At 35.3% G+C, this 23,197-nt stretch carries 21 protein-coding genes; 5 read left to right on the forward strand and 16 right to left on the reverse strand.

Annotation, left to right across the window (positions count from 1 at the left end; translation table 11 throughout):
• Positions 1-20 precede the first annotated feature (20 nt).
• The 6 genes from GFJ36_RS18915 to GFJ36_RS18940 all read right to left on the reverse strand — a co-directional run bounded on the left by GFJ36_RS18915 (position 21) and on the right by GFJ36_RS18940 (position 6,557).
• A complete protein-coding gene (locus GFJ36_RS18915) occupies positions 21-1,112 on the reverse strand; it encodes an acetyl-CoA C-acyltransferase (protein WP_098146495.1) in 1,092 nt (363 codons plus the stop codon).
• Complete coding sequence (locus GFJ36_RS18920) at positions 1,105-2,568, reverse strand: acyl-CoA synthetase (RefSeq protein ID WP_157349715.1); 1,464 nt, start codon at positions 2,566-2,568, stop codon at positions 1,105-1,107. The genes GFJ36_RS18915 and GFJ36_RS18920 overlap by 8 nt, the downstream gene beginning before the upstream one ends.
• Positions 2,569-2,633: 65 nt before the next feature.
• Positions 2,634-3,209 carry a biotin transporter BioY gene (locus tag GFJ36_RS18925; RefSeq protein WP_001093321.1) on the reverse strand — a complete coding sequence of 192 codons (576 nt, stop codon included), beginning with the start codon at positions 3,207-3,209 and terminating at the stop codon, positions 2,634-2,636.
• A 123-nt stretch (positions 3,210-3,332) separates the two neighbouring features.
• Positions 3,333-4,946, reverse strand: coding sequence for a long-chain fatty acid--CoA ligase (locus GFJ36_RS18930; protein WP_088064196.1), 1,614 nt, complete (start codon positions 4,944-4,946; stop codon positions 3,333-3,335).
• Between the two features lie 166 nt (positions 4,947-5,112).
• On the reverse strand, positions 5,113-5,901 hold the full coding sequence (locus tag GFJ36_RS18935) for a helix-turn-helix domain-containing protein (protein ID WP_157349716.1): 789 nt from the start codon (positions 5,899-5,901) through the stop codon (positions 5,113-5,115).
• 452 nt (positions 5,902-6,353) lie between these two features.
• Complete coding sequence (locus tag GFJ36_RS18940) at positions 6,354-6,557, reverse strand: hypothetical protein (protein ID WP_048544090.1); 204 nt, start codon at positions 6,555-6,557, stop codon at positions 6,354-6,356.
• Positions 6,558-6,709: 152 nt separating this feature from the next.
• Here GFJ36_RS18940 and GFJ36_RS18945 point away from each other — a divergent pair, with 152 nt between their 5' ends.
• Positions 6,710-7,522, forward strand: a complete 813-nt coding sequence (locus GFJ36_RS18945) for a GNAT family N-acetyltransferase (RefSeq protein WP_087982102.1) — start codon at positions 6,710-6,712, stop codon at positions 7,520-7,522.
• Positions 7,523-7,693: 171 nt separating this feature from the next.
• Positions 7,694-7,906, forward strand: a complete 213-nt coding sequence (locus tag GFJ36_RS18950) for a CsbD family protein (RefSeq protein ID WP_016077378.1) — start codon at positions 7,694-7,696, stop codon at positions 7,904-7,906.
• Between the two features lie 215 nt (positions 7,907-8,121).
• Here GFJ36_RS18950 and GFJ36_RS18955 read toward each other — a convergent pair whose 3' ends face one another.
• The 4 genes from GFJ36_RS18955 to GFJ36_RS18970 form a co-directional block, all read right to left on the reverse strand.
• On the reverse strand, positions 8,122-9,600 hold the full coding sequence (locus tag GFJ36_RS18955) for a DUF4822 domain-containing protein (RefSeq protein ID WP_157349717.1): 1,479 nt from the start codon (positions 9,598-9,600) through the stop codon (positions 8,122-8,124).
• Positions 9,601-10,053: 453 nt separating this feature from the next.
• Entirely contained in the window at positions 10,054-10,305 is a 252-nt protein-coding gene (locus GFJ36_RS18960) for a DUF2164 domain-containing protein (protein ID WP_001994665.1), read from the reverse strand.
• 17 nt (positions 10,306-10,322) lie between these two features.
• A complete protein-coding gene (locus tag GFJ36_RS18965) occupies positions 10,323-10,775 on the reverse strand; it encodes a peptidoglycan recognition protein family protein (RefSeq protein ID WP_098857919.1) in 453 nt (150 codons plus the stop codon).
• Between the two features lie 15 nt (positions 10,776-10,790).
• Positions 10,791-11,594, reverse strand: a complete 804-nt coding sequence (locus tag GFJ36_RS18970) for a protein phosphatase 2C domain-containing protein (RefSeq protein ID WP_088064202.1) — start codon at positions 11,592-11,594, stop codon at positions 10,791-10,793.
• A 144-nt stretch (positions 11,595-11,738) separates the two neighbouring features.
• On the opposite strand from GFJ36_RS18970, the gene GFJ36_RS18975 reads away from it, so the two are divergent.
• Positions 11,739-12,548: a YitT family protein gene (locus GFJ36_RS18975; protein ID WP_000251342.1), complete on the forward strand. Its 810-nt coding sequence runs from the start codon at positions 11,739-11,741 to the stop codon at positions 12,546-12,548.
• Positions 12,549-12,568: 20 nt separating this feature from the next.
• Here the strand turns inward: GFJ36_RS18975 and GFJ36_RS18980 are convergent, their stop codons facing one another.
• Positions 12,569-12,940, reverse strand: coding sequence for a VOC family protein (locus GFJ36_RS18980; RefSeq protein ID WP_157349718.1), 372 nt, complete (start codon positions 12,938-12,940; stop codon positions 12,569-12,571).
• A gap of 237 nt (positions 12,941-13,177) precedes the next feature.
• Between GFJ36_RS18980 and GFJ36_RS18985 the strand changes: the two genes are divergently transcribed.
• Complete coding sequence (locus tag GFJ36_RS18985) at positions 13,178-14,710, forward strand: BA3702 family sensor histidine kinase (RefSeq protein ID WP_106383391.1); 1,533 nt, start codon at positions 13,178-13,180, stop codon at positions 14,708-14,710.
• Between the two features lie 44 nt (positions 14,711-14,754).
• Here the strand turns inward: GFJ36_RS18985 and GFJ36_RS18990 are convergent, their stop codons facing one another.
• The 5 genes from GFJ36_RS18990 to GFJ36_RS19010 form a co-directional block, all read right to left on the reverse strand.
• On the reverse strand, positions 14,755-15,363 hold the full coding sequence (locus GFJ36_RS18990) for an alpha/beta hydrolase (RefSeq protein ID WP_088064204.1): 609 nt from the start codon (positions 15,361-15,363) through the stop codon (positions 14,755-14,757).
• Positions 15,364-15,382: 19 nt separating this feature from the next.
• Positions 15,383-16,327 carry a ring-cleaving dioxygenase gene (locus GFJ36_RS18995; protein WP_098082511.1) on the reverse strand — a complete coding sequence of 315 codons (945 nt, stop codon included), beginning with the start codon at positions 16,325-16,327 and terminating at the stop codon, positions 15,383-15,385.
• A gap of 341 nt (positions 16,328-16,668) precedes the next feature.
• A complete protein-coding gene (gene putP / locus GFJ36_RS19000) occupies positions 16,669-18,147 on the reverse strand; it encodes a sodium/proline symporter PutP (protein ID WP_048544125.1) in 1,479 nt (492 codons plus the stop codon).
• A 313-nt stretch (positions 18,148-18,460) separates the two neighbouring features.
• Positions 18,461-20,029: an FMN-binding glutamate synthase family protein gene (locus GFJ36_RS19005; RefSeq protein ID WP_098082512.1), complete on the reverse strand. Its 1,569-nt coding sequence runs from the start codon at positions 20,027-20,029 to the stop codon at positions 18,461-18,463.
• Between the two features lie 67 nt (positions 20,030-20,096).
• Positions 20,097-21,224, reverse strand: coding sequence for an alkene reductase (locus tag GFJ36_RS19010; protein WP_098082513.1), 1,128 nt, complete (start codon positions 21,222-21,224; stop codon positions 20,097-20,099).
• A gap of 425 nt (positions 21,225-21,649) precedes the next feature.
• Here GFJ36_RS19010 and GFJ36_RS19015 point away from each other — a divergent pair, with 425 nt between their 5' ends.
• A complete protein-coding gene (locus tag GFJ36_RS19015) occupies positions 21,650-22,744 on the forward strand; it encodes an NAD(P)-dependent alcohol dehydrogenase (RefSeq protein ID WP_157349719.1) in 1,095 nt (364 codons plus the stop codon).
• The last annotated feature ends 453 nt before the right edge of the window (positions 22,745-23,197 follow it).

The raw sequence follows: 23,197 nt of genomic DNA on the forward strand, positions 1-23,197 counted from the left end.
GTAGAAACCTAGTTACCTCGCTAGTCTTCTACTTTCTCAAATAATAGCGCAATCCCTATCCCGCCTCCAATTCCTAATGTAGCAATTCCATATTTCATAGACTCTCTTTGTGCCTGATAAAACAAACGTGTCACAAGCATAGCTCCAGATGCACCGTACGGATGACCGAGCGCAATTGCACCACCATTTACATTTAACTTTTCGAAAGGAATTTGTAACTCCTTTGCACAAGCAACAACCTTTGAAGCAAATGCTTCATTTATTTCAAAATAATCAATGTCCTCTACTTTCATATTCATTTCGTTTAATAATTTGTTCACCGCAAATATCGGACCAGTCCCCGGAAGATTTGGATCCACTCCAACTACAGCACTGCGGACGAAACGAAGAACAGGCTTGTATCCTAGTTTTCGGGCTTGCCCCTCTTCCATTACAAGAACAGCACATGCTCCGTCATTTACACCGCACGAATTACCTGCCGTTACTGTACCATTTTGTAAAAATGCGGGCTTAGTTCTTTTAATCATTCTTTCATAATTCATTTCTCGTTTTATAGCCTCATCTAAAGGTCCATTAAAAGAAAGTATTTCATCTTGTAAGTATCCATTTTCTAATGCTTGCAGTGTCCGTTTATAACTAAGGCAAGCATACTCGTCTTGCATTTCTCTCGTTACATTATAACGCTCTGCAACATATTCAGCCGCCACTCCCATATTAGGATCACCAATTGTTTCTGGTGAAAATCGTGCTCTATTTTGAAAAGTTGATGTACTTGTACTCTCTACTCCTCCTGCAATATAACAATTACCTGCGCCGCCTTGAATGAAATGACATGCGGTGCGAATCGCTTCCAATCCGGCACCACATTGCCGATCAATCGTTACACCAGGAATATGATAACCAAGTCCTGCCGCTAAAGCAGATAATCTTGCAACATTCCCTCCCGGCCCCACAATATTCCCTAATATGACATCGGCTATTTCTCTCTCAATCCCTTTACTTAAAAACGTAAGAAGCGGCGTTACTAATTGCTGAACTTCATAATCTTTCAACATCCCATTTTTCTTACCAATAGGTGTCCTTTTCGCTTCTACAATAACCGCTCTATTCATATATCTTCTCCCGGTTTTCAATCATATTTTTTGCTGCAATACGAGCGATTTTCCCACTATCTGTATACGGTATTTCATCTACAAAATGCCATTCTTTCGGTATTTTAAACGAGGATAATCGTTGTAAGCAAAAACTTTTTAATTGTTGCCTCGTAGCACTTCCTTTTACAATGGCGACAGGTTTTTCACCCCAGTAACTATCTTTCACACCAATTACAACTATTTCATCAACAGCTGGGTGTTCATGTAATACACTTTCTATTTCTTCTGGAAAAATATTAATTCCTCCAAATAAAATCATGTTCTTCTCTCTACCCACTATGTATATAAAGCCTTCTTCATCTTCATAACCTACATCTCGCACTGTCATCCAGCCATCCGTAGTCAACTCTGGAACTAAAACCTTATCCAATATGTAGCCCATAAAAAACTGATCACTTTTCACATAAACAGTTCCTATCTCGCCTTTCTGTACTCCTTCTCCTGCTTCGTTACATATTCGAACTTGAACATTGTGACAAGGTTTTCCTACTGAATTCGGCCTTCTATCGCTCTCTTCATCAACAAGTGCTGTTACAAAACTTAGTTCCGATGCACCGTAAAATTCATATTTTTGTGCATAAGGAAATATACTCTTTATTTTTTCTTTCGCTTCAGCTTCCCATTTCGCTCCTGACGAAATAATTTTCATCCCATTTTCTATTACTCTATTTTCTTTATATAAAGATTCTAGCATTGTCGGAACTGTATACATGACCGAAATATTTTCTGTTTCTAACTTTTCCAGTACTTGATCTGGAATAAACTTTCTCATAATATGCACCGTTTGCCCTACATATAATGCACTTATTGCGCCGTATAAAAAAAGAGAATGAACGAGCGTCCCAGCTATTAAAATAGAATCTTCTTTTTTCATATGAAAGTCATGTATATTGCAATCAAAACTATGAACCCACGATTGTTGTGCACGTAAAAATGCTTTTGCCTTCCCAGTCGATCCTGATGTAAATCCCATATAAAACGGAGCATGTTGTACATCTTTTACAGGGGCATATGCAGGCAGAGAGTTCTCTATCATTCTTTTCCACTCATCAATTTCAATTACTCTTCCTTCTTCATCCGGTAAATCCTTTACCTTATATCGCTCTGTCACAATCATAGCCGGATTACTGATCGCAATTCTTTCTTTGAGCTCATCCTGTTTCCACTTTATATCTAACGGCACACAAACCCATCCGGCCATAGCAGCACCAGCAAATAGTTGTAAAAACTCCATACTATTTTCTAATACAATTGCTATTGTTTTATTCTGCGATTCTTTTTCATTCAACCAGTTTGCTACTTTACACACTGACTCAAACCATTCTTTAAATGTTAATACTCGATCATTTTCCTTTATTGCTATTTTATTTGTTTGTAAAGAGGCATACTTTTTATATTCTTTTGTAATCCCCATTTGAGACGTCCTTTCTTTACAAAATAATAAAAAGAAACACGCAATGAACGTGTTTCTTCTCTTTCTTATCCCGCATTTGTATATTTCCCACTCTTGAGAGCAGGCGTAATAATATGTTTCAATGAACGATGTAATTTCGTTACAAGAATTGCTGCTATAATCGCTTTTATGCAATCACCTGGTAAAAATACGGCACTTACTTTCATCGTCTGCCATATAGAAACATCCATAAAGAAAGCTTGTACAATGATACCAAATACATAAACTACGAAAATACCACCAATTATATTAATACATAATACCTTTATTATAGAAACTTCACGTAAACGCTCAATTAAATAACCAATGACAAACGCTCCAACGATATAACCAAGTAAATATCCTGCACTTGGCCCAACAAATACGCCTGGACCACCGCGTCCACCAGCAAGTAATGGTGCTCCAACTCCAACTATAAGTAAGAAAATAAGCTGACTTAATGCACCAAGACGTGATCCTAACAATCCACCAGCAAGCATAACACCGAGTGATTGTAATGTAATCGGAACTGGTGTAATAGCAAGAGCAATTGGAGGTATTAACCCTAACACTCCCATAATAGAACTAAATAAAGCGACGAAAACTAAGTTTTTTGTATTCATATTTGCTTCTCCTATTTGTAAACTTAAAATGATTTTCAGATAACATATTATAGGAGTTATATTATCTTTCTATTTAGTCTTTGTCAACTTGTTTTAAATATAGGTTTACAAATATTTTTTCAATTATTTCTCTTTATGCAAATGCTCAAGTTCTTTCCGAAGCGCCTGTTTTAAAAACTTCCCAACAGATGTTTTCGGTATTTCTTCCATAAATACAATATCATCTGGTAACCACCACTTCGCAAACTGTGATTTTAAAAACTCATATATTTCTTCTTTTGTTACTGTACTATTTTTCTTTTGAACGACGCAGGCAATTGGTCGCTCTTGCCACTGCGGATGAGGAACGGCAACGACAGCTGCTTCAAATATAGCATCATGTGCCATTAATGCATTTTCAAGGTCAACTGAAGAAATCCACTCACCTCCGCTTTTAATAACATCTTTCGTACGGTCAACAATTTTCACGCAGCCTTCCTCGTCAACCGTAACGACATCTCCTGTATATAACCAACCATCACGAAAACCTTCGACAGTACGTTCATCGTTATAATAACTTTCAGCGATCCATGGTGCTCGTAAACATAGTTCTCCCATTTCCGTACCATCCCACTTCACTTCACCGTTTGTACCGACTACTTTCATCTCTACACCAGGGACAAGATACCCTTGTTTTGAGCGGATTTCTAATTGCTCTTCATATGATAATTCTGTTTCATAACTTTTTAAACGTGCAAGTGTTACGAGTGGGCTTGTTTCAGTCATACCATATGCATGTACGAAAGGAACATTATATTTTTGCTCAAATGCTTTAATAACGCTTTTCGGTGCAGCAGCACCACCGCATAATATTCTCGTTATACTAGATAAATCGTAACTATTATTTTCTAACTCTTGTAATACACCGAGCCAAATTGTCGGCACACCTGCTGCTATCGTTACTTTTTCAGCTTGAATCATCTCTAATAAAATTTTTGGAGTAAACATTGGTCCTGGCAGTACTTGTTTAGTTCCAAACCAAGTAGCTGCAAAAGGAAGCCCCCAAGCGTTCACATGGAACATCGGTACAATTGCCATCGCCGCATCACTTTCCGATAAAGCAGCTGTATCCGCTAAACCGAGTGCCATACAATGCAATACAGTACTACGATGCGTATATACAACACCTTTTGGGTTTCCTGTAGTCGCTGACGTATAACACATACCAGCAGGTGTATTTTCATCAATATCTTTTACAAATTGGAAAGTTGGATTGCCTTCTTCTAATAGCTTTTCATAATGATATACAGGTTCTAGCGTAGTATTGGGAAGTTCATCTTTATCAGTCATAATAATGTAGGCTTGTACAGTTGATAATTGTGATTGAATATTTTCAACAAGTGGTACGAGATCTTCATCTATAAGTAGAATTCGATCTTCTGCGTGCTGAATAATGTATGAAATATGTTGAGGAGATAAACGAATATTAATTGTGTGTAAAACGGAAGCAATACCAGGAATAGCAAAATACGCTTCCACATGTCGATGATGATTCCACGCTAACGTTCCTATACGCTCGCCTTCTTTAATCCCAAGCTTTTGTAACGCACTAGAAAGCCTTCTCGTCCTTTCACCTAACTGCTTATACGTTAACGTCGTAACTGTATCATGTGTCCGTGAAACAATTTCTTTCTTTGAAAACAGTTTTTCTGCTCTTTCCATCATAGAACTAATTGTTAACGGTACATTCATCATCATATTGGTTATATCCCCCTTTAAAGCGTTTTCATTTCGTTCATTATAACAGACTTCTACAAGTGATTACGACATTTTTCCGTATTTTCTGAATTATTTCTTTGGAAATAATTCAGAACGATAAAAAACATGTTTTGAATACATTGATTCGAAACATGTTTTTTATTTTTTATAAACTATCTACCTTTTTTCTTACTTTCTTTTTCATTTTAAAAATAATACGATTGCTATATTCTTTATTCTCTACTAAAATTCGATATATCTCCCACACTCCTACAACACGAACAAAAAGATAGACTCCAATCGCAATAAGTACAACACAGTACGGATAATACTGCACTAATTCTCCTGAAATGATATGCTTTTTCTCAAATAAAAATGGTATCGCTCCTGCTGCTATAAAACAAAATCCAACGATCATTACTGCAGCATACTTCTTCTTAATTACTTCATATCTTTTTGTCAATTCTTTTAGAAAGTTTTGATCAAATAGTAGTTCTTCTTTTTTCAATACATTGTATCGACTCTCTTCTATCGTTGCCGGTACCATCATTGCTCCAATTCCAAGGACAGCAATGATAATGACAAGAAATGTCGACATTGTTGCATTTTCTTTAAATAATAAATACGGTATTGTCGATAAAATGAGCAAACTAAATCCTAACGCAATATATTTAGAAATTTTTTGCCCATACACTATATACCCTTCTGCCATTTCCTTACTTACGTAATAGCCCTCCACATTTTCATTACTTTGCTCAGCAGTTTCTTTTAATAAATAGTCGAGTGATACTTCAAATACATTTCCAATCATTATTAACTTTTCAGTTTCAGGAAAACCTTGACCGTTTTCCCATTTACTAACCGCTTGCCTTGTTGTGTTTAATTTTTCAGCTAATGCTTCTTGAGAAAGGCCCTTTTCCTTTCTTAATTTAAAAAGCTTTTCACCAAATCCCATATGTGTGTCCCCCTTTGTTTTCTTAACTAAATTGTATGTAAACATTACCCTTATCTCTATCTTCCTGCAGTTGCACTTTGTAAACTTATGGTTGCGATTGTGTTATATAGCCGTTTTCTATACGATTTAGCTAGTTTTCTTCTATGATTATGGCGTTAATAAAATACCCTCTCCCAATAACCAATTATAACAATTAAAGGTAATTACTGTCACAAAAAACAAAAACTCCCTTATTCATTTAAAGGAGTTTTCGATATGAAGTATTCCAATAAGGGTTAATTTGTCTTCCCCATATTGATTCACAATTTCTTCTATACATTTTTGTATGTCGTGCAACGATTAATAAGCATCCCACACAGTATATGTTGTCATCTCTTTATATAAGGACATACTCATATATATATGTAAAATATTACTCCTCTAACTTCCCTAATAAAAACACTTCTCCATAATCATAACGGCTTCTGCTTAAACTTTTCATAATGTCGTACTTTTAATAAAAGGATATTCCCACAATCTGTACAAATATAAGCATCTACTGGTGAAGATGTGAACATCGTCTCCTTTTTCCGTATTTGTGCATAACCGACAAACTCCCCTTCTCCTATGTTATGAGAACCACAATTAGAGCATGTCTGCACGTCTTCCTGTTTCATGAGAGCACCACCTTTAATCTGTTTCCACTCCCTTCGACAGTTAGCTTCCATTTCCCTTCCAAAAAACCTCTTATTCTCTTACATTTCAACAGGAATCTCCGAACAAACATCGTATATGTACTATGAAATATATTTATTGACGGAGGAATATTATGAGTACAATTATGACACTCAATGCAGCTCAAGAAATTGAAAACGCAGAAATACATATGCTCTCTTCTAGACTACAAGCACTACAAGCGTTAGCTGAAAATCCAATGCAAATACAAATGAAAAAGTTCGGGAATGCCACTGCCTTTTCATCAAAAATAATTTTTGGTCCTGCTTTTAACACAGTAAAAGGCGTTACCTTTACAAATACAGATGAGATAGATGAAATCATCTCTTATTATCAATCGCTACAAATCCCTTGTCGTTTTGAAATTACACCCGCTCAAGGTACAGCTGAATTATTTCAATACTTATCTCAAAAAGGATTTTACCAATCCAGCTTCCATACCGCTTTATATAGTATACCGAGAGAAGATCCATCCCTACTTACTTCTAACATTTCAGTACGCCAACTAAAAGAAAATGAATTTCATATTTTTGCAGACATATATGTACGTGGATTTAACATGCCACCCTTTACAAAAGATGGCGTACGCCAAAATAACGAAATTCTCTACAATAAACCTGGCTGGCATTTTTTCATAGCCGAAGTTCAAAATACTCCTGCAGGCATTGGTGTCCTGTATATAAATAATGGGATTGCTTCATTAGCTGCTTCTGCTACTTTGCCAGAATTTCAGCGTAAAGGCTGTCATACTGCCTTAATTCAAAAACGAATAGAAAAAGCCCTAGCGAAAAACTGTCATTTAATAGTCGGACAAGCAAGGTTCGGTACCGGAAGTCAAAATAATATGGAACGTGCCCATATGAAAATTGCTTATACAAAATCAATATGGACTGCAAAAGACATGTAATTTACATGCTTTCTCTTCTCATTACAATTTTATACATTTCATGACAATTCCTTTTCTATCCTATTAATCATTTGAATATTCAAACTAGATTTATTACGCTATTACTAGATACATCATTCAACTTGCAACATGAAAAGAGAATTCTAATCAAACTACAAGGAGGAGAAATGTATGACTAAGAATGATCATGGTTTAAAGGAAAAAGTAGAAGGTGCCATTGATAAAGTAAAAGGTGAAGTAAAAGAAGTTGTCGGGAAAGTAACTGACAATAAGAAATTACAAGCTGAAGGAAAATGGGATAAAGTGAAAGGCACTGCTAAAGATACGGTTGGTAATGTAAAAGAGAAAGTACATGAATATAAAGAGCATAAAGAGAATAAATAAAAAAGAACTAGGATATATGGTTGTGCAAGTAGGGAGTTACTAGATCCTAGAAAAAAGAATTTGTATTTTATATTTACCCATAAAATCATTTTAAAGACAAATAGATGCCTCAAGGCATCTATTTGTCTTTAAATAACTATTTTACTTCTACTGTATAATTACCTAATAGCTCAGGCTTTCTCTTACTAACATAGTGCATTTGCTAGAGTAAAAGATTACTTTGTGAAATTTGGTTTTAGGTCACCTGTATACGGTTCATGCTCAACAAAGATTTTTATATCTTTTCCATTCGCATCTTTCCCGATTCTTGTATACGTAAATTTCTCTTTATTTAGCTCAGTCAGTTCAAGGACCGCACCATATTTATTATTTCCTAACGAAACGTGAGCCCTTATTTTATTACCATGTACAACATCAAAGAAACCATAGTCTCCACGACTTTCTCCTGTATTCGCATTGAAAAATTCGTATTTATTTGTATTTTTATCGTATTTTGCTAGACTGATTAAGTTTGAGTTGTATTTTGTTACATCATTACCCTGTTCGTCTAATACCACCGTTCCATTCCATAGTGTACTAGATAAAATTTCATCTCCATCAACGTCTGTAACTATTTTCCCCGTCGAGCTTTCCAACTTTTTATCAGGTCGCGTGAAAGAAAGTTCTTTTCCATGGTAAGGAACATGTTCAACAAACACTTCTACATCGTTCCCTTTTGCATCTTTTCCCATTCTTTTATATGTAAATTTCTCCTTGTCTAATTGCGTTAATTCAACAACTGCTTGATAATTTTGCGTTTCAGAAATTAACACCCTTTTCTTTCCATCATTCGTTATAAAAAAGGTACCGCTATCATTACGACTCTCTCCTGTACTTGCATTAAAAAATTCATACCTTGCAGTTTTAGCATCATATTTTGCAAGCCCGATGAAATTTTGATTTTCTTTCGTTACATCATTATGATCTTTGTCATAGACTTTTGTCCCTTTCCAGTTTGTTTCACCAAGTATGCTAGCTAGTAGTTGCCCTTTCGTTTGTTGAATTTGCTCGGTTTCTTGTATTGCATTGTATAAAAATTGTGCGTACTGTTCACGCGTCACATCCATACTTGGAGCAAATTTCCCTCCTCCTACTCCTTTTGCAATATTATTTGTTTGAACAGCACTAATTGCATTTCTTGCCCATGAGTTCGTTGCAACGTCATTAAAAGTATGATTACTCTTTGCCTTTAAATGAAAAGCATTTGTAAGAACCTGTGCCATTTCTGCGCGTGTTAAGGATGCCTTCGGTCTAAAGTTTCCATGCTCATCCCCCTTAAAAACACCCATTTCTGTTAAAGATAAAATTTCCTTTATATAGCTTGTTGAATCTTCACTTACGTCACCGTATGGGTTTTGATAATTTTTGTTTTCTTCCATATTAAAATAACGATACATTAAAGCTGCAACTTGTTCACGTGTTACGTTATCTCCAAAACCAAATCTTCCATCATCATAGCCAAAAATGATTTTCTCACCTGCTAATTGCTGAATCGCCTCATATGCCCAGTGCCCCTTTGGAACATCTTTGAATACACCAGTATGATTCGTGTTTGGTGTAACCTCTTCTGCTTTCACCTCTCCACTCGTTTCACTTAATAAACTTCCACCTAAAACTGCTGATATGATACATGTTTTTAAAATTGTTTTATTCATAGCTTCCCAATCCCTTCCTTCATTTAACAAAGAATTACACCACTTATCTTCCAAAAGAAGATTCTATGTGAGCAATTCATGTTTTAAATTTTGATTACAGCTAATTGGATACAAAGGGTTACACATCCAAATTTCTTCTTTGTAGTATCCATAGCTGCTATATATAGGAATTATAAATAGCAACTATAAATTGCCTATAAATAAATTATTAAAAAAAGATAAAATTAAGATAATATATTTTTAATCTCAATCTAAAAAACGTTATTCTTTCTCATCTAGCTTGTTAAGAAAGAATAACGTTTTTAGTTCTAGGGTTCTTTTTGACAAAAGAAATGAAACTTTATTTTATATGCCCAAAAACAACTTCACGGCCTTTTCCAAACAGAACATCGGAAAAAGCCGTGGCATAATACTTATTTTATAATTGACGGAATACGGCCAAAATGGCTCTTTTTACTTCCCTTCATTCTTCTCTAACACATACAAATCTTCTTCAATATTAGATAGTTTCTCTGTTACAAGCTTTCTAGCATCTCCAATTGCTTGATTGTATGCAAACGGTCCTACTAATTTAATCATTTCTTCTATTAATCGCTCTGCTTGGAAACGTCCAATTTCATCTAAATCTTCTTCAACGAAAAATTGCTGAATTTGTGCCACAAGCTCTTCTTTTTTATCATTAGGTATTTTTATATTCATCATCATTTGTTACTCCTCTATATTTAAGTTAGTCCGTTTCTTAACTCTACCATAGAAAAATGCTTTCCAGGACAACTTTTTGTAACGCCTTCTAGCTCCCTATGACCAAGTATATTTTCTTTCTTTATAGCAAACTGCTTCATAAACATTTTACATAAAGAATATAATGCATTCATTTGTGCGGTAGTTGGATCATATTTATCAAAATTACCCGTCATACATATTCCAATTGTATCCCTATTATTATCTTTCGCATGTGCTCCAATATGTAAACCTCGCCCTTCGACTACAGTTCCATCTTCTTCAATAAAATAATTGTAACCAATCCCGCTCCACCCTCTTACTTTTTGATGAAATTCATGTGTTTTATACACATCCCATCCATCTTCGGATGTATGGTGGATAATCAGTTTATTAACTTTCTCTAAAGGAACTAATTCATCTTGAAATGTTAAATTAACACATTTAATTTCCATTTGAACATCCTCCCCTTAAAAATCAATGATCATAATTGTTTTATCATCTGGTCTTATTCTCTTTTCCCCTTCTAGCTCTTCAATGATTGCTACATATTCACTTATACTATTCTTTCTTATATATGCAACAGTTTGTTCAAGTGGCCAATCTGGGTGGAATAATCCGTCTGAACAAATAAAAATCCCACTCACTTCATCTATATGTAGTTCACCATGTTGTAAATAATGTATCGCTTCTTTCATTCCATTTGCAACAGAATACCCGTCCTGCATATTTGCAAGATAACGATTATATTTTAACTGTTCTCGCACATCTTGAAAAACATGTTCTTCTGGTACAGTTAACCCTTTATTACGGTCTTCTTCCCTCTTTTTTTTTGCTCGTTTACTAATTCCTTCAACCGTGTCTTGCGTTAATACTTGCATCGTTCCATTTTGAAGTATTGCGACAATCATACAGTCCCCTAACTGTGCGTATTCAATTTTCTCACCATCTATTTGAACTGCCGCAATACATGTACACCACAAATGCTCTTTCTTTCTCGTATCTACTTCATACTCTAACATTTTGCTTTGCAATGCTTCATTTGCTTTTGCAACGGCAACTTGCAAACTATGATTTTCACGTAATGAAGCAAAATAACTTGCAAATAAATGCGAAGCGATGTATGCTCCATTATGTCCCTTTTCATCACGAAACGGGACGAGCGGTGTTGCACCATCACATACACCATACATCTTTTTTTCTTCATTACAAAAATAAGAATCCTCACATTCTTGCTTCAACGGGCTTTTCTGTTGATACGTTTTTATCCTCATATCTGTATCCCCTTTCAAATGAGAAAATACTCGAATTCTTTTGATTAATCTAATTTTCCGAAATAAACTGTTTTTACCCAAAACTTTCAATATCATATATAATCTTGAAATAATATGAATTTTTTAGTGAAGGACGGGAAAGAAATGGTCAGATTTCTTGGTGTTATTATCGGTTCTATTATTATTGCGATTGCATTTAATCTTTTCCTTATCCCCCACAAAATTTTAAGTAGTGGAATTGGCGGAATTGCTATTATTTTAGGGATTGTAACTCCTGTAAACACGGGTATTATTAACTTTGTATTAAACTTACCTATCCTTATTTTAGGTTACATAGGTCTTGGAAAAAAAGTGATTTTTAACACTGTTATCTCTGTTATTGTATTATCTGTTGCATTATACTACGTTCCAGTAAAAGTCGTAGCAACAGACCCACTTTTATCATCTATCTTTGGTGGTGTCATTGCCGGAGCTGGTATCGGCCTTGTTTTTAACTGTAATGGATCAACTGGTGGATTTGATATTATCGGTATGCTATTGTCTCGAAAAAGAGACATTAAACTTGGTGGATTCCTTATTATTTTAAATGCAGTCGTTGTAATAATTGCAGGATTCTTCTTCACTTGGGATGTTGCTCTTACAAGCTTACTTTCAATTTATGTAACTGGTAAAGTGATCGATGCTATTCATACGAAACATCGAAAGGTTACACTTATGATTGTAACAAATGAAGCAGAAAAAATGAAAAAACAACTCCTTTCAACTGTTGTACGTGGAATTACATTACTTGATGGCGAAGGTGCTTATTCCAGCGAAAAAAAACGTGTACTTATGACCGTCGTTTCTCGTGAAGAATTAGCAAGTATGAAATTAACAATTTCCGAAATTGACCCTCATGCATTCGTTAACATTACCGAAACGGTTGAAGTATTAGGATTGTTTAGAAAAGGTTAAAAAACTAGGTGGATTTCCACCTAGTTTTTATTTTCCATAAATTCAATTCGATTTCCGAACGGATCTGACACATAAAATCTAATTACATCTGGCCGTGCATGATCATCTATTACTTCAATGCCTTGCTTTATTAACTCTTGTTTAAATTCATCAATTTTTAAAACATAAAAAGCTGGATGCGCCTTTTTAGCTGGGGTGAAGTTTTGCTCAACTCCGATATGAATCTCTTGATTTCCACACTTAAACCAGCACCCACCACGCTTCTTTAATTCCTCCGGCTTCGGTATTTCCTCCATACCTATTTTATTACCGTAAAACTCTCTTGCTTCTTCTTCACATCCTACAGGCGCAGCTACTTGCACATGATCGATACCTTGAATATAATTTCTCATTTTCTCTCCCCCCTCTTCTACCCTAATGTTATAAAGAAAACCTACTTTTGTAACTTACAAAAGAGTTATAAAACAATATAAGCTCCCCTTATTACCACCTTGTACTCACTTTGCAAAAAATAAAGAAAACAAAATTTATTATATAACTTCCATTTTTTATAGAAATACACATTACATCTATATTATAGTTATGAATAGACAAATCTTTTTAGATGCTATTTGTACGGAGGAACTATTATGAGTCGTAAAAAATATTCATCAACTCAAAGAAAACGTCATCCGAACATTTCTAGACGTTTGCGAAACCATATACAAAATCGTTCATTAACAGAAATGTACGCATCTCTGTTCGAACACAATCCTGATAGTATTATTTCATTAAATTTAGAGGGAGTTATACTACATATAAATCCTTCTGCCGAAAAAATATTAGGTTACACTTCTTTAGAATTAGAACAGAAAAATATTACCTCTATTTTAGAAGCTCGTATTTCTGAGCAAGTATTACAAAATATAAAGAATACTGGAGCGGATAATCAACAAGAGTATATCTTATCAATTTATCATAAAAACGGATTCTTATTAGACGTCGTGACAAAACTAGTTCCTATTTTTGTCCAAAATCGTCTAACTGGCGTATATGCCATTATGAAGCCTCTTGAAAAATCAGAAAGAATTGAGAATATGCTAAAAGAAAGTGAGAAGAGGTTACGTACATTAGTGAACTCCATGCCTGCGTTTGTTATATTTAAGGATCATGAGGGGCGCTGGCTTGAGGCAAATGACTACGCACTTTCTTGTTTCAATTTCCATCATGTACCTTACCACGGGAAAAAAGATAGTGAACTCATTCAATATAACGAAGCGTACCGAGAGGCTTTTTTACATTGTGAAGAAGTCGACGAACTAGCATGGCAACAAAGACAAATTCTTCATGGCGAGGAATTTATTATTCATAGAGATGATTTCGATCTAATCTTAAGTATATCGAAAGTTCCACTTTATCATTCTGACGGCTCCCGTAAAGGTCTTATCGTAATGGGAAGAGATGTTACCGAGCTAAAAGAAACGGAAAAGTTATTACGAAAATCAGAAAAGCTCGCAGTAGTCGGACAACTGACAGCTGGAATTGCACATGAAATTCGAAATCCACTCACTTCTCTAAAAGGTTTTCTAACATTGCTACTCCCTGAAATAAATGAGGAGCAGAAATGGTATATCGATGTTATGTTAAGTGAGATTTCACAGATGGAATCTATCACGAGTCAATTTATGGCGATGTCTAAACCACAAGTATTATCTATCCAAACTTGTAACATACAAGCTTTAATTGAAGAGGTAGTTACATTTATTTTACCAACTGCTATTATGCATAGTGTTCATATCATTATGGATCATTTTGATTACAAACATGATATTCAATGTGATGGTAACCAATTAAAACAAGTTTTTATAAATATATTAAAAAATGCGATAGAAGCAATGCCAAATGGCGGAAATATTTACATCCAAACAAAGCCATTAGAGGATACTTTCATCTTAATACGTATTATCGATGAAGGTTGCGGTATCCCAGAAGATCGTATCTCTCGTTTAGGTGAACCATTTTATAGTTTAAAAGAAAAGGGAACAGGACTAGGATTAATGATGTGTTACAAAATAATTGAAGAACATCATGGTAAATTACACATTTCAAGCGAATTAAATAAAGGTACGATCGTTGATATTCAGCTACCACTTTCTTCGTCTCATCTTGCAATTCAGTCGTAAATAAAAAAAGAAGCATCTACTAGTTGTTAGCAGATGCTTCTTTTTTAAAATGCTTTGTCATACCATTCTTTTGCTTTTTCTACTTCACTCATTGTTAATTGATGCCCTCTATTTTCCCAATGCATTGTTACATTAGCGTTTGCATTTTCTAATAGTACCTTTAATTCCTCTGACTCTCCTGATGAACAAATCGGGTCATTTGTCCCAGCAGCGATAAACACGGATTTCCCTGCTAAATTAGGCAATTGTGTTCCTCTTCTAGGCACCATTGGGTGATGAAGCACAGCACCTTTTAATGCATTTTCGTAATGGAATAATAAGCTTGCAGCAATGTTTGCTCCATTTGAATAACCGATAGCTACAATGTTATTTCTATCAAATTCATATGTTTTTGCAGCTTCATCTAAAAATTCATTTAATTCCTTCGTACGGAAAATTAAATCCTCTTCATCAAAAATGCCTTCTGCCAATCGGCGGAAGAAACGTGGCATGCCATTTTCTAATACATTCCCCCTAACACTTAATACAGATGCTTCCCGATCAATTATTTCTGCAAGTGGTAATAAATCTAATTCATTACCTCCTGTACCATGAAGTAATAACAACACTGGTTTTGACGTATCTTTTCCTTTTTGAAAAATATGTTTCATCATAATCCTTTTCCCCTTTCAATCACTTTTCGTCTAAATTTCTCACTTCAAATGGTAAAAGTGTTTGTTCAATTTGTTTTCTATGTGGGTCATATTGCTCCGGTAACTTTAATTCCTCACCCATCGTCTCTAACGATTCGTCATGAGCGAAACCAGGAGGGTCTGTTGCAATTTCGAATAAGATTTCCCCGTGTTCTCTAAAATAAATTGCGTTAAAATAATTTCGATCTTGTACAGGAGTTACGTGATATCCAAAACGAGACACATGCTCTTTCCAGTCTAGTTGATCATCATCGTTAGTCGCTCTCCAAGCAATATGGTGGACTGTACCAACACCCATTTGGCCACGCCCGATTGTCGATAGCCTCAAGTCAATAATATTCCCAATATCAGCAGAAGAACGGAATCGAACGAATTCACCTTCTTCTCCAATTTTCTCAAGACCCATAACATGCTCTAACAATTCAGCTGTTTTTTGAGGTTGTGCAGATAAAAGAACAGCACCGCCAAATCCTTTAATTGCTACTTCTGGCGTAACTTCTCCAAAAGTCCAATTATTTAATTCGCCTTCTTCTCTTTCTACTAATTCTATATGCAAACCATGTGGATCATCAAATTCTAAATACTGCTCTCCAAATCGAGTCATTTTTGTATACGAAATATCGAATTTTTCTAATCTATTTTCCCAAAACTCCATTGCGCCCTTTGGTACGACATAAGACGTAATGCCTACTTGACCGTCACCAATAATTCCTTGACGAGCACCTGCCCATGGGAAAAACGTAATAATTGTTCCAGGCTTTCCTCCTTCATTACCAAAATAAAGATGGTACGTGCCTGGATCATCAAAATTCACTGTTTGTTTCACTAAACGTAAACCTAACACACCAGCATAAAAATCTACATTTTCTTGTGGGTGTCCTACGATTGCTGTAATGTGATGAATTCCCATCATTTTCTTTTCCATTTTCTCCGCCCCTTTTTATTTCATTTTAAAAACTTGTATACATTAAAATTCATTATTCATTTTGTCCATACTGCAAAGTAAAATCCATCTTTATGATTTTATCTTTAATTCGAGATATAAGCTGTGAAATTACGCATTATCTTCTATATCACTGAATTCATCTCGAATTCGAGATAATTTCCAAAAAATATTTACTCCATCTGAAATCTTTATTCGGAAATAAATTATCTTGAACTTAATATTTATTATAAGTTACTTACTTTTAGTTGTCAACAAGTTACTTATTTTCATTTTAAATCAAAAGAGAGTAAATGCTAGTTATCATTTACTCTCTTCGCTAATTATTTCGTTTCCTCTTCCAACACTGCTTCCATCTCATTAAATTCACGATGAATTGCTTTCACTGGTTCTTTCGTTAATAAACTTACAACAATAACAGCTAATAAGCTACAGAAGAATCCAGGTACCATTTCATACATAGTGGCTTTTAAACTTGGAATTTGTACCCAAGTAATAACAACTACTGCACCTACAATCATCCCAGCAAGAACGCCCCATTTGTTCGTTCTCTTCCAATATAAACTTAATAAAATAGCGGGTCCGAATGCTGAACCAAATCCTGCCCAAGCATAACCGACAAGTGTTAAAATTGTATCACTTGGATGATATGCTAAAACAACTGCAATCATAGCTACTACTAATACTGACAGTCTACCGATAAATACAAGTTCTTTATCACTAGCGTCCCGACGGAAAAATGTTTTATAGAAATCTTCCGTTACTGCACTTGAAATAACAAGTAATTGCGAGGAAATACTACTCATAATCGAAGCCAAAATAGCTGATAGTAAAAACCCAGTAATGTACGGATGGAATAAAATATTTGAGAATGTTACAAAGACCATTTCCGGGTCTTGTAATGTCTCATTATTTTTAGCGTAATAAGCAATACCAATTAGACCAGTAAGCATTGCACCTATAATTGAAATCGTCATCCAACCGATACCGATTCTACGAGAAGTTTTTAAATCTTTAATAGAGGTAATTGCCATAAAGCGAACAATAATATGCGGTTGCCCAAAATACCCAAGACCCCATGCTAAAAATGAAATAATACCAAGAATTGTAGTCCCTTTAAACATATCTAAACGCGATGCATCAACTTGCTTAATTGTATTGAATGTTTCTGTTACACCGCCCACATCTGTAAAAGCAACAATTGGTACTAATACAAGCGCAATAAACATAATACATCCTTGCACAAAGTCGGTCCAACTTACTGCTAAAAAGCCACCGAATAGTGTATAAGCAACTACGACACCGACAGTTACAAATAAACCAATTTTGTAATCAAGGTTGAAAGAGTTTTCAAACAAACGCCCACCTGATACTAAACCAGCCGACGCATAAAATGTGAAAAATACTAAAATGACGATAGCGGAGACAAAACGAAGTATTTTCGTACGATCTTTAAATCGATTCTCTAAAAAGTCTGGAATCGTAATTGAATCATTTGCCACTTCTGTATACGTTCGCAAACGCGGGGCAAGAATTAAATAGTTTGCATAAGCACCTATTAATAACCCTATCGCAATCCATACACTAGATAATCCTGTTGCATACATCGCACCAGGTAATCCCATTAGCATCCAACCACTCATGTCAGAAGCACCAGCTGATAAAGCTGTAACTGCTGGACCGAGTCCCCTTCCGCCTAACATATAATCTGATAAATCGGATGTCTTCTTATAAGACCAATAACCGATATACAACATACCTGCCATATAAATAGCAAGCGAAACCATAATCTCAATCTTCACCAAATCTCTCCCTTAGTTACATAAGCCATTCAAAATTTCGAAAAATGACTTTTTCTATTTTCTTGTTTTCGCTTATGGTTCCCTACCTTAACAAACATTTTTTGTTCTTTCAAGTGAACAAGCCCTTTTCACTACATGTGAAAACCTTTATAAACGCCTTTATCCCAGTGGATTACCCCGGTTTTAAAATAAATTAAAGTAAAAATATTCAGAAAATATAATACCTTATTTTCATTCACTTATCAGACAAATTTCAAAAGAAAAAAAGCCATACGAATGTATGACTTTTAATCTATTAAACATAGCTTATCTTCTATTTACTAGTAGGAAACAATTCTGAAAGAGGGACTATCCGCCCCACCTCATCTTTAAACACAATATGCTCTCTCGTTAAATGACGCGGGCTCTTTACTCCCGCTGCGGCCGCAAGTGAGAACAAACTATATCTCATGCTAACAACATAATTCATTACTCGCCATTTCTTCTCATACGGATCTAGCGCTTTTTGATAGTGCGGATTCGTCGTGGCAACTCCAGATGGACATTGTCCGGAATTACATTGAAGTGCCATTATGCAGCCACTTGCCATCATAAATCCACGTGCTGAATTTACAGCATCTGCACCAATAGCTAAAGCAATTGCCACTTTATCTGGTGTAATTAATTTCCCCGAGGCAAACACTTTGAATTTGTCCCGAACATCATAATGATTCGCTGTATCAATACATGTCAGTAACGCTGGAATAAGCGGCATCCCCATACTATCTGCCATCGATTTATACGTTGCTCCTGATCCACCTTCTGAACCATCAATTGTAATGAAATCTGGATAGATGCTTAACTCTTTCATCCTTTTGAATAAATCTTCCAACGGCTCCTGCTGTCCAATTACAATCTTCATCCCAACTGGTTTACCGCCGTTTTCTTGCAAACGTTGAATAAAATAAAGTGTATCTGCTGCATTCTTTAAAAATGGAAATCGATTCGGTGAATTAATCGTTTCTCCTTTTCGCACATTCCGAACAGAAGCAATTTTCTCATTTACTTTTTGTCCCTCTAGATGACCACCACGTATTTTCGCACCTTGCCCAAATTTCAATTCAAATGCTTTAATATTGCTTTCTTTTGCTTTCTCCATAAATTTCTCCATTGAAAAATTACCACCCTCATCACGGTACCCAAATAAACCCGGACCAATTTGCGCAACGATATTCGCACCTGTATGTAAATGTTCTGGAATAACGCCACCTTCGCCAGTATTAATCCACGATCCGCCAGCCATCTTCGCACCAAATCCGCTCGCTAAAATATAATTTTCGCCAATCGCACCGTAAGAAGTCGCAGATGCCCCAAACATGCCATGTAGTTTCCACGGATATTTGCGGTTTTCACCGACGATAATTGCATCGTCTTCTTCATATAACCAAAGATTCGTTGTATCCGCTGTCAATTTTTCTCTTCGTGAAAATAACCCTTCTTTATGAATCACATACTTTTTCCCTTCACGTTCTTGCGTTACATTCACACTTAATTCATCTGTTAATATCGGAAATAATGTATTAGCAATATAATATCCAGATGCATCAAAATCTCGTTTTGATCCAAAACCGAGTATTTCTGAACGGTATTTTGCTAGAAACATTACACTTTGAAAATCATAACGTGAAAAGGGCTTTCCATCCGTATCATGATCAAACCAATATTGCCTAAATTCCGGTCCTATCTTTTCAAGTAAATAACGCATCCTTCCTAAGTATGGATGCAGCTTTAATATAGAATGATGCGTCCGTTTTTTAATAAAAAATGTAATAATAAAAAAAATGATTAATAGTAACATCAATAAGAGCAATATACTAATAATAACGAGTAGCGTTTCACTCATCCCGCTTCCTCCTATGAAAATCCATAATAAAAGGAGAACACCTGATGTGTTCTCCTTTTATCTTTATTCAAATTAACGTAGCAAGATGCTCTTTCGCATCATATTCAACTAAACTTTCAGCATTTTTAATTCGATGAACAAAATCTGGATTAGCTATTAAAGGTCTTCCGAATGCCACTACATCAATTGTTCCTTCTTGCAACGCTTCTTCAGCCTCTTTCGGATTTAAATTCCCTACTCCTACAATCGTACCCTCCCAATATTTTCTTACTAATTGATGAAAATTCTTTCCGTCAGCAATAACTGCTGTATAATTCATCGTTGAAGGGTGAATCATCGTTAATCCAACTTCGTTGAACATATTTACAAACGTTTCAATTGCAAGCTCAGGGTTTTCCCACATATAAGTTGGATTATCACCTTTGAAAGCAGAGAAGCGAAGAAGTGTTTTATCAGCCCCAACAGCTTCTATTACAGCCTTTGTTACTTCTTTCATAAACGTTAGCCTTTGCTTTAAATCTCCGCCGTATTTATCAGTACGCTTATTTGCGAACTCATAAGTAAATTGATCGATTAAATATCCGTGTGCACCGTGTATTTCTACTCCATCAAATCCAGCTTCGATCGCGTTTTTCGCAGCTTGTGCGTATTGACCAATCACCTCTTGTATTTCTTCTAACGTCATTGCTTCTGGCGTGTCGAACGGTTTACGAAAACGCGGAACATTTCCCTCTGCAGCGATAGCAGACGGTGCTTGTGGCATTTGCCCACCAATTATCTCGTGATGGCTCATACGGCCAACATGCCATATTTGAGCAATAATCGTTCCACCTTCTTTATGTACTGCCTCTGTAACAGGCTTCCACGAATCGATTTGCTCTTGTGTATAAATCCCTGGTACTCCTGGATTTCCTTTTGCTCTTGGGCTAATGACGATTCCCTCTGTAATAATTAAGCCAACTCCATCAGCTGCACGTTTTCTATAGTACTCGACTACATCAGTACCAACGATTCCTGTTTCATGATTCGCGAAACATCTCGTCATCGGTGCCATTGCTATGCGATTACGAAGAGACCAAGATCCAATTTGAATCGAGTCAAATAACTTCGTTTCTTCAATATTTTCAAAAGAACCCCAATCATTTATATTTGTTCCTTCATAAATACTTGCTGCTTTATTATTTGAACTTGTCATTTTTCTTCCCCCTAAAAAATTCTTACTATAATCGCATCATACTTACTTTTAGATAGTAACGTCAATTTATACGCTCTTATGTAGAAATATTCGCATAATAAAACTAACTGTTTTTTAACTTTAAGGGTTCTGGTATTCAAGACACTACTGTCTATTTTTATGTTCAGTAAGTGGATGAGGAAAATACTTGTTAAGTGGATGTTTTCTTTTCTTCTAGTTTTATTACTATAGAATATATTGGTAATTGTTTTTCAAACTATTTACTAAAAAAACGATTTCCATTGTACTATATTCAAACTTACAGTAACGAGGCTTCAATCATTCATTTGTTTTTTATTGTACAAACAAAATTTTAGGAACGAATAAAAGACTCCTACATAGTTGAACGTATTTTTTCTTATTTAACTTTTAGTAAGAGGATAACAATGAAAACAAAAGCTATCGTTTCTAAACCCGAAAAAGATTTTAATATGCAAGAAGTATACTTAGACGAGATTAAAGACGATGAAGTACTAGTAAAAATTATCGCTTCTGGTATATGTCATACAGATGCAACAGTTTTAGACGGGACAATGCCCACACCAAAACCAGTTGTTTTAGGACATGAAGGTTCTGGTATTGTGGAAAAAGTGGGAAGTAATGTAACATCCGTTACACCTGGTGACCATGTAGTACTCGGATTCTCTTACTGTGGTCATTGTGAAAGTTGCTTAGATGGTAATGCTGCTGCTTGCGAAAATATGATTGAGTTAAACTTCTCTGGAAAAAACAAACGCCATGTAACACCTATACACGATCTTAGCAATAATGATATTTCTCAATTCTTCGGCCAATCTTCATTCGCATACCATGCCGTAGTTGATGAAAATAATGTTGTAAAAGTAACAAAAGATGTTGATATACGTTTGTTAGGTCCACTTGGTTGCGGAATTATGACTGGTAGCGGTACAATCTTACATTCACTACAAGCAAAACCAGGTAGTAGCCTAGTTGTATTTGGAACTGGCGCTGTTGGTCTTAGTGGCTTAATGACAGCTAAAATTGCTGGATGTACCACAATCATTGCCGTTGATATTCATGATAGTCGTTTAGAATTAGCAAAAGAATTAGGGGCTACACACACGATTAATAGCTTAATCGAAGATCCAGTTGCCAAAATTAAAGAAATTACAAACGGTGGAGCTCATTACTCATTTGAAACAACTGGCGTAAATACTGTTACACTTCAATCCATTCAATGTTTACGAGTAAAAGGGACTATGGCAACTGTTGCTGTCGGTAAAAAAGATTTAACTATAAACGTAACAAATGAAATTGTCGTAAAAGCTATTACAATTAAAGGAGTAGTTGAAGGTGATGCAGTGCCACAACTATTCATTCCAAAATTAATTAATTTCTATCAAAAAGGATTATTCCCATTCGATACATTTGTACAATTCTATTCTTTTGAAGAAATCGCTCAAGCATTTGAAGATTCTAAAACAGGGAAAACGATTAAGCCGATTATCGTAATGGAGTAACATCTGTTTGCTTTCTCTTGATAACTAACATAAAAAAAGCCGTGCAAAAGCACGGGTTTTTCCCCATATACGTACATCAGCCTCGCCATTTATATTCTTTCGCGATTGATTTCTTAGTCCACATCGCCTAGTCTCCATCTCTGTCATTGCTCTAAAGAAGATAGGGAACAAATTCGTTTCCAACATGCAAACAACAAGCATTACGATAATAATTGCATATCTAACACATTGTTTTTTCTATTTATCCGTTCATCCCCATGAAAAAAGGAGCTGTCACATAGTCGAATTATCGACTATATGACACTCCTTTTTAGTTGACCGTATATGGCTAAAAATTCATTTATCTCTTTAATATAAAGAATATAAACAATTATTATCTCTTCACATATAAAAAATTCCTTAGCAGTAGAAGTGAGAATGGTTCAGTATTCTTCTAAAAATAATAACTTATAA

The organism is Bacillus sp. EE-W1, assembly GCF_009760835.1.
In the GTDB taxonomy this organism is placed as follows: Bacteria; Bacillota; Bacilli; order Bacillales; family Bacillaceae_G; genus Bacillus_A; species Bacillus_A wiedmannii.

Coding starts and splice junctions, on each gene's coding strand:
- GFJ36_RS18955 (WP_157349717.1), bottom strand. CDS start 9,600: ATGAATAAAACAATTTTAAAAACATGTATCATATCAGCAGTTTTAGGT.
- GFJ36_RS18985 (WP_106383391.1), top strand. CDS start 13,178: ATGAGTCGTAAAAAATATTCATCAACTCAAAGAAAACGTCATCCGAAC.
- GFJ36_RS19010 (WP_098082513.1), bottom strand. CDS start 21,224: ATGACAAGTTCAAATAATAAAGCAGCAAGTATTTATGAAGGAACAAAT.
- GFJ36_RS19015 (WP_157349719.1), top strand. CDS start 21,650: ATGAAAACAAAAGCTATCGTTTCTAAACCCGAAAAAGATTTTAATATG.
- GFJ36_RS18920 (WP_157349715.1), bottom strand. CDS start 2,568: ATGGGGATTACAAAAGAATATAAAAAGTATGCCTCTTTACAAACAAAT.
- GFJ36_RS18935 (WP_157349716.1), bottom strand. CDS start 5,901: ATGGGATTTGGTGAAAAGCTTTTTAAATTAAGAAAGGAAAAGGGCCTT.
- GFJ36_RS18995 (WP_098082511.1), bottom strand. CDS start 16,327: ATGGAAAAGAAAATGATGGGAATTCATCACATTACAGCAATCGTAGGA.
- GFJ36_RS18940 (WP_048544090.1), bottom strand. CDS start 6,557: ATGAAACAGGAAGACGTGCAGACATGCTCTAATTGTGGTTCTCATAAC.
- GFJ36_RS18970 (WP_088064202.1), bottom strand. CDS start 11,594: ATGAGGATAAAAACGTATCAACAGAAAAGCCCGTTGAAGCAAGAATGT.
- GFJ36_RS18915 (WP_098146495.1), bottom strand. CDS start 1,112: ATGAATAGAGCGGTTATTGTAGAAGCGAAAAGGACACCTATTGGTAAG.
- GFJ36_RS18965 (WP_098857919.1), bottom strand. CDS start 10,775: ATGGAAATTAAATGTGTTAATTTAACATTTCAAGATGAATTAGTTCCT.
- GFJ36_RS18945 (WP_087982102.1), top strand. CDS start 6,710: ATGAGTACAATTATGACACTCAATGCAGCTCAAGAAATTGAAAACGCA.
- GFJ36_RS18980 (WP_157349718.1), bottom strand. CDS start 12,940: ATGAGAAATTATATTCAAGGTATCGATCATGTGCAAGTAGCTGCGCCT.
- GFJ36_RS18960 (WP_001994665.1), bottom strand. CDS start 10,305: ATGATGATGAATATAAAAATACCTAATGATAAAAAAGAAGAGCTTGTG.
- GFJ36_RS19005 (WP_098082512.1), bottom strand. CDS start 20,029: ATGAGTGAAACGCTACTCGTTATTATTAGTATATTGCTCTTATTGATG.
- GFJ36_RS18975 (WP_000251342.1), top strand. CDS start 11,739: ATGGTCAGATTTCTTGGTGTTATTATCGGTTCTATTATTATTGCGATT.
- GFJ36_RS18930 (WP_088064196.1), bottom strand. CDS start 4,946: ATGATGATGAATGTACCGTTAACAATTAGTTCTATGATGGAAAGAGCA.
- GFJ36_RS18990 (WP_088064204.1), bottom strand. CDS start 15,363: ATGATGAAACATATTTTTCAAAAAGGAAAAGATACGTCAAAACCAGTG.
- GFJ36_RS18950 (WP_016077378.1), top strand. CDS start 7,694: ATGACTAAGAATGATCATGGTTTAAAGGAAAAAGTAGAAGGTGCCATT.
- GFJ36_RS18925 (WP_001093321.1), bottom strand. CDS start 3,209: ATGAATACAAAAAACTTAGTTTTCGTCGCTTTATTTAGTTCTATTATG.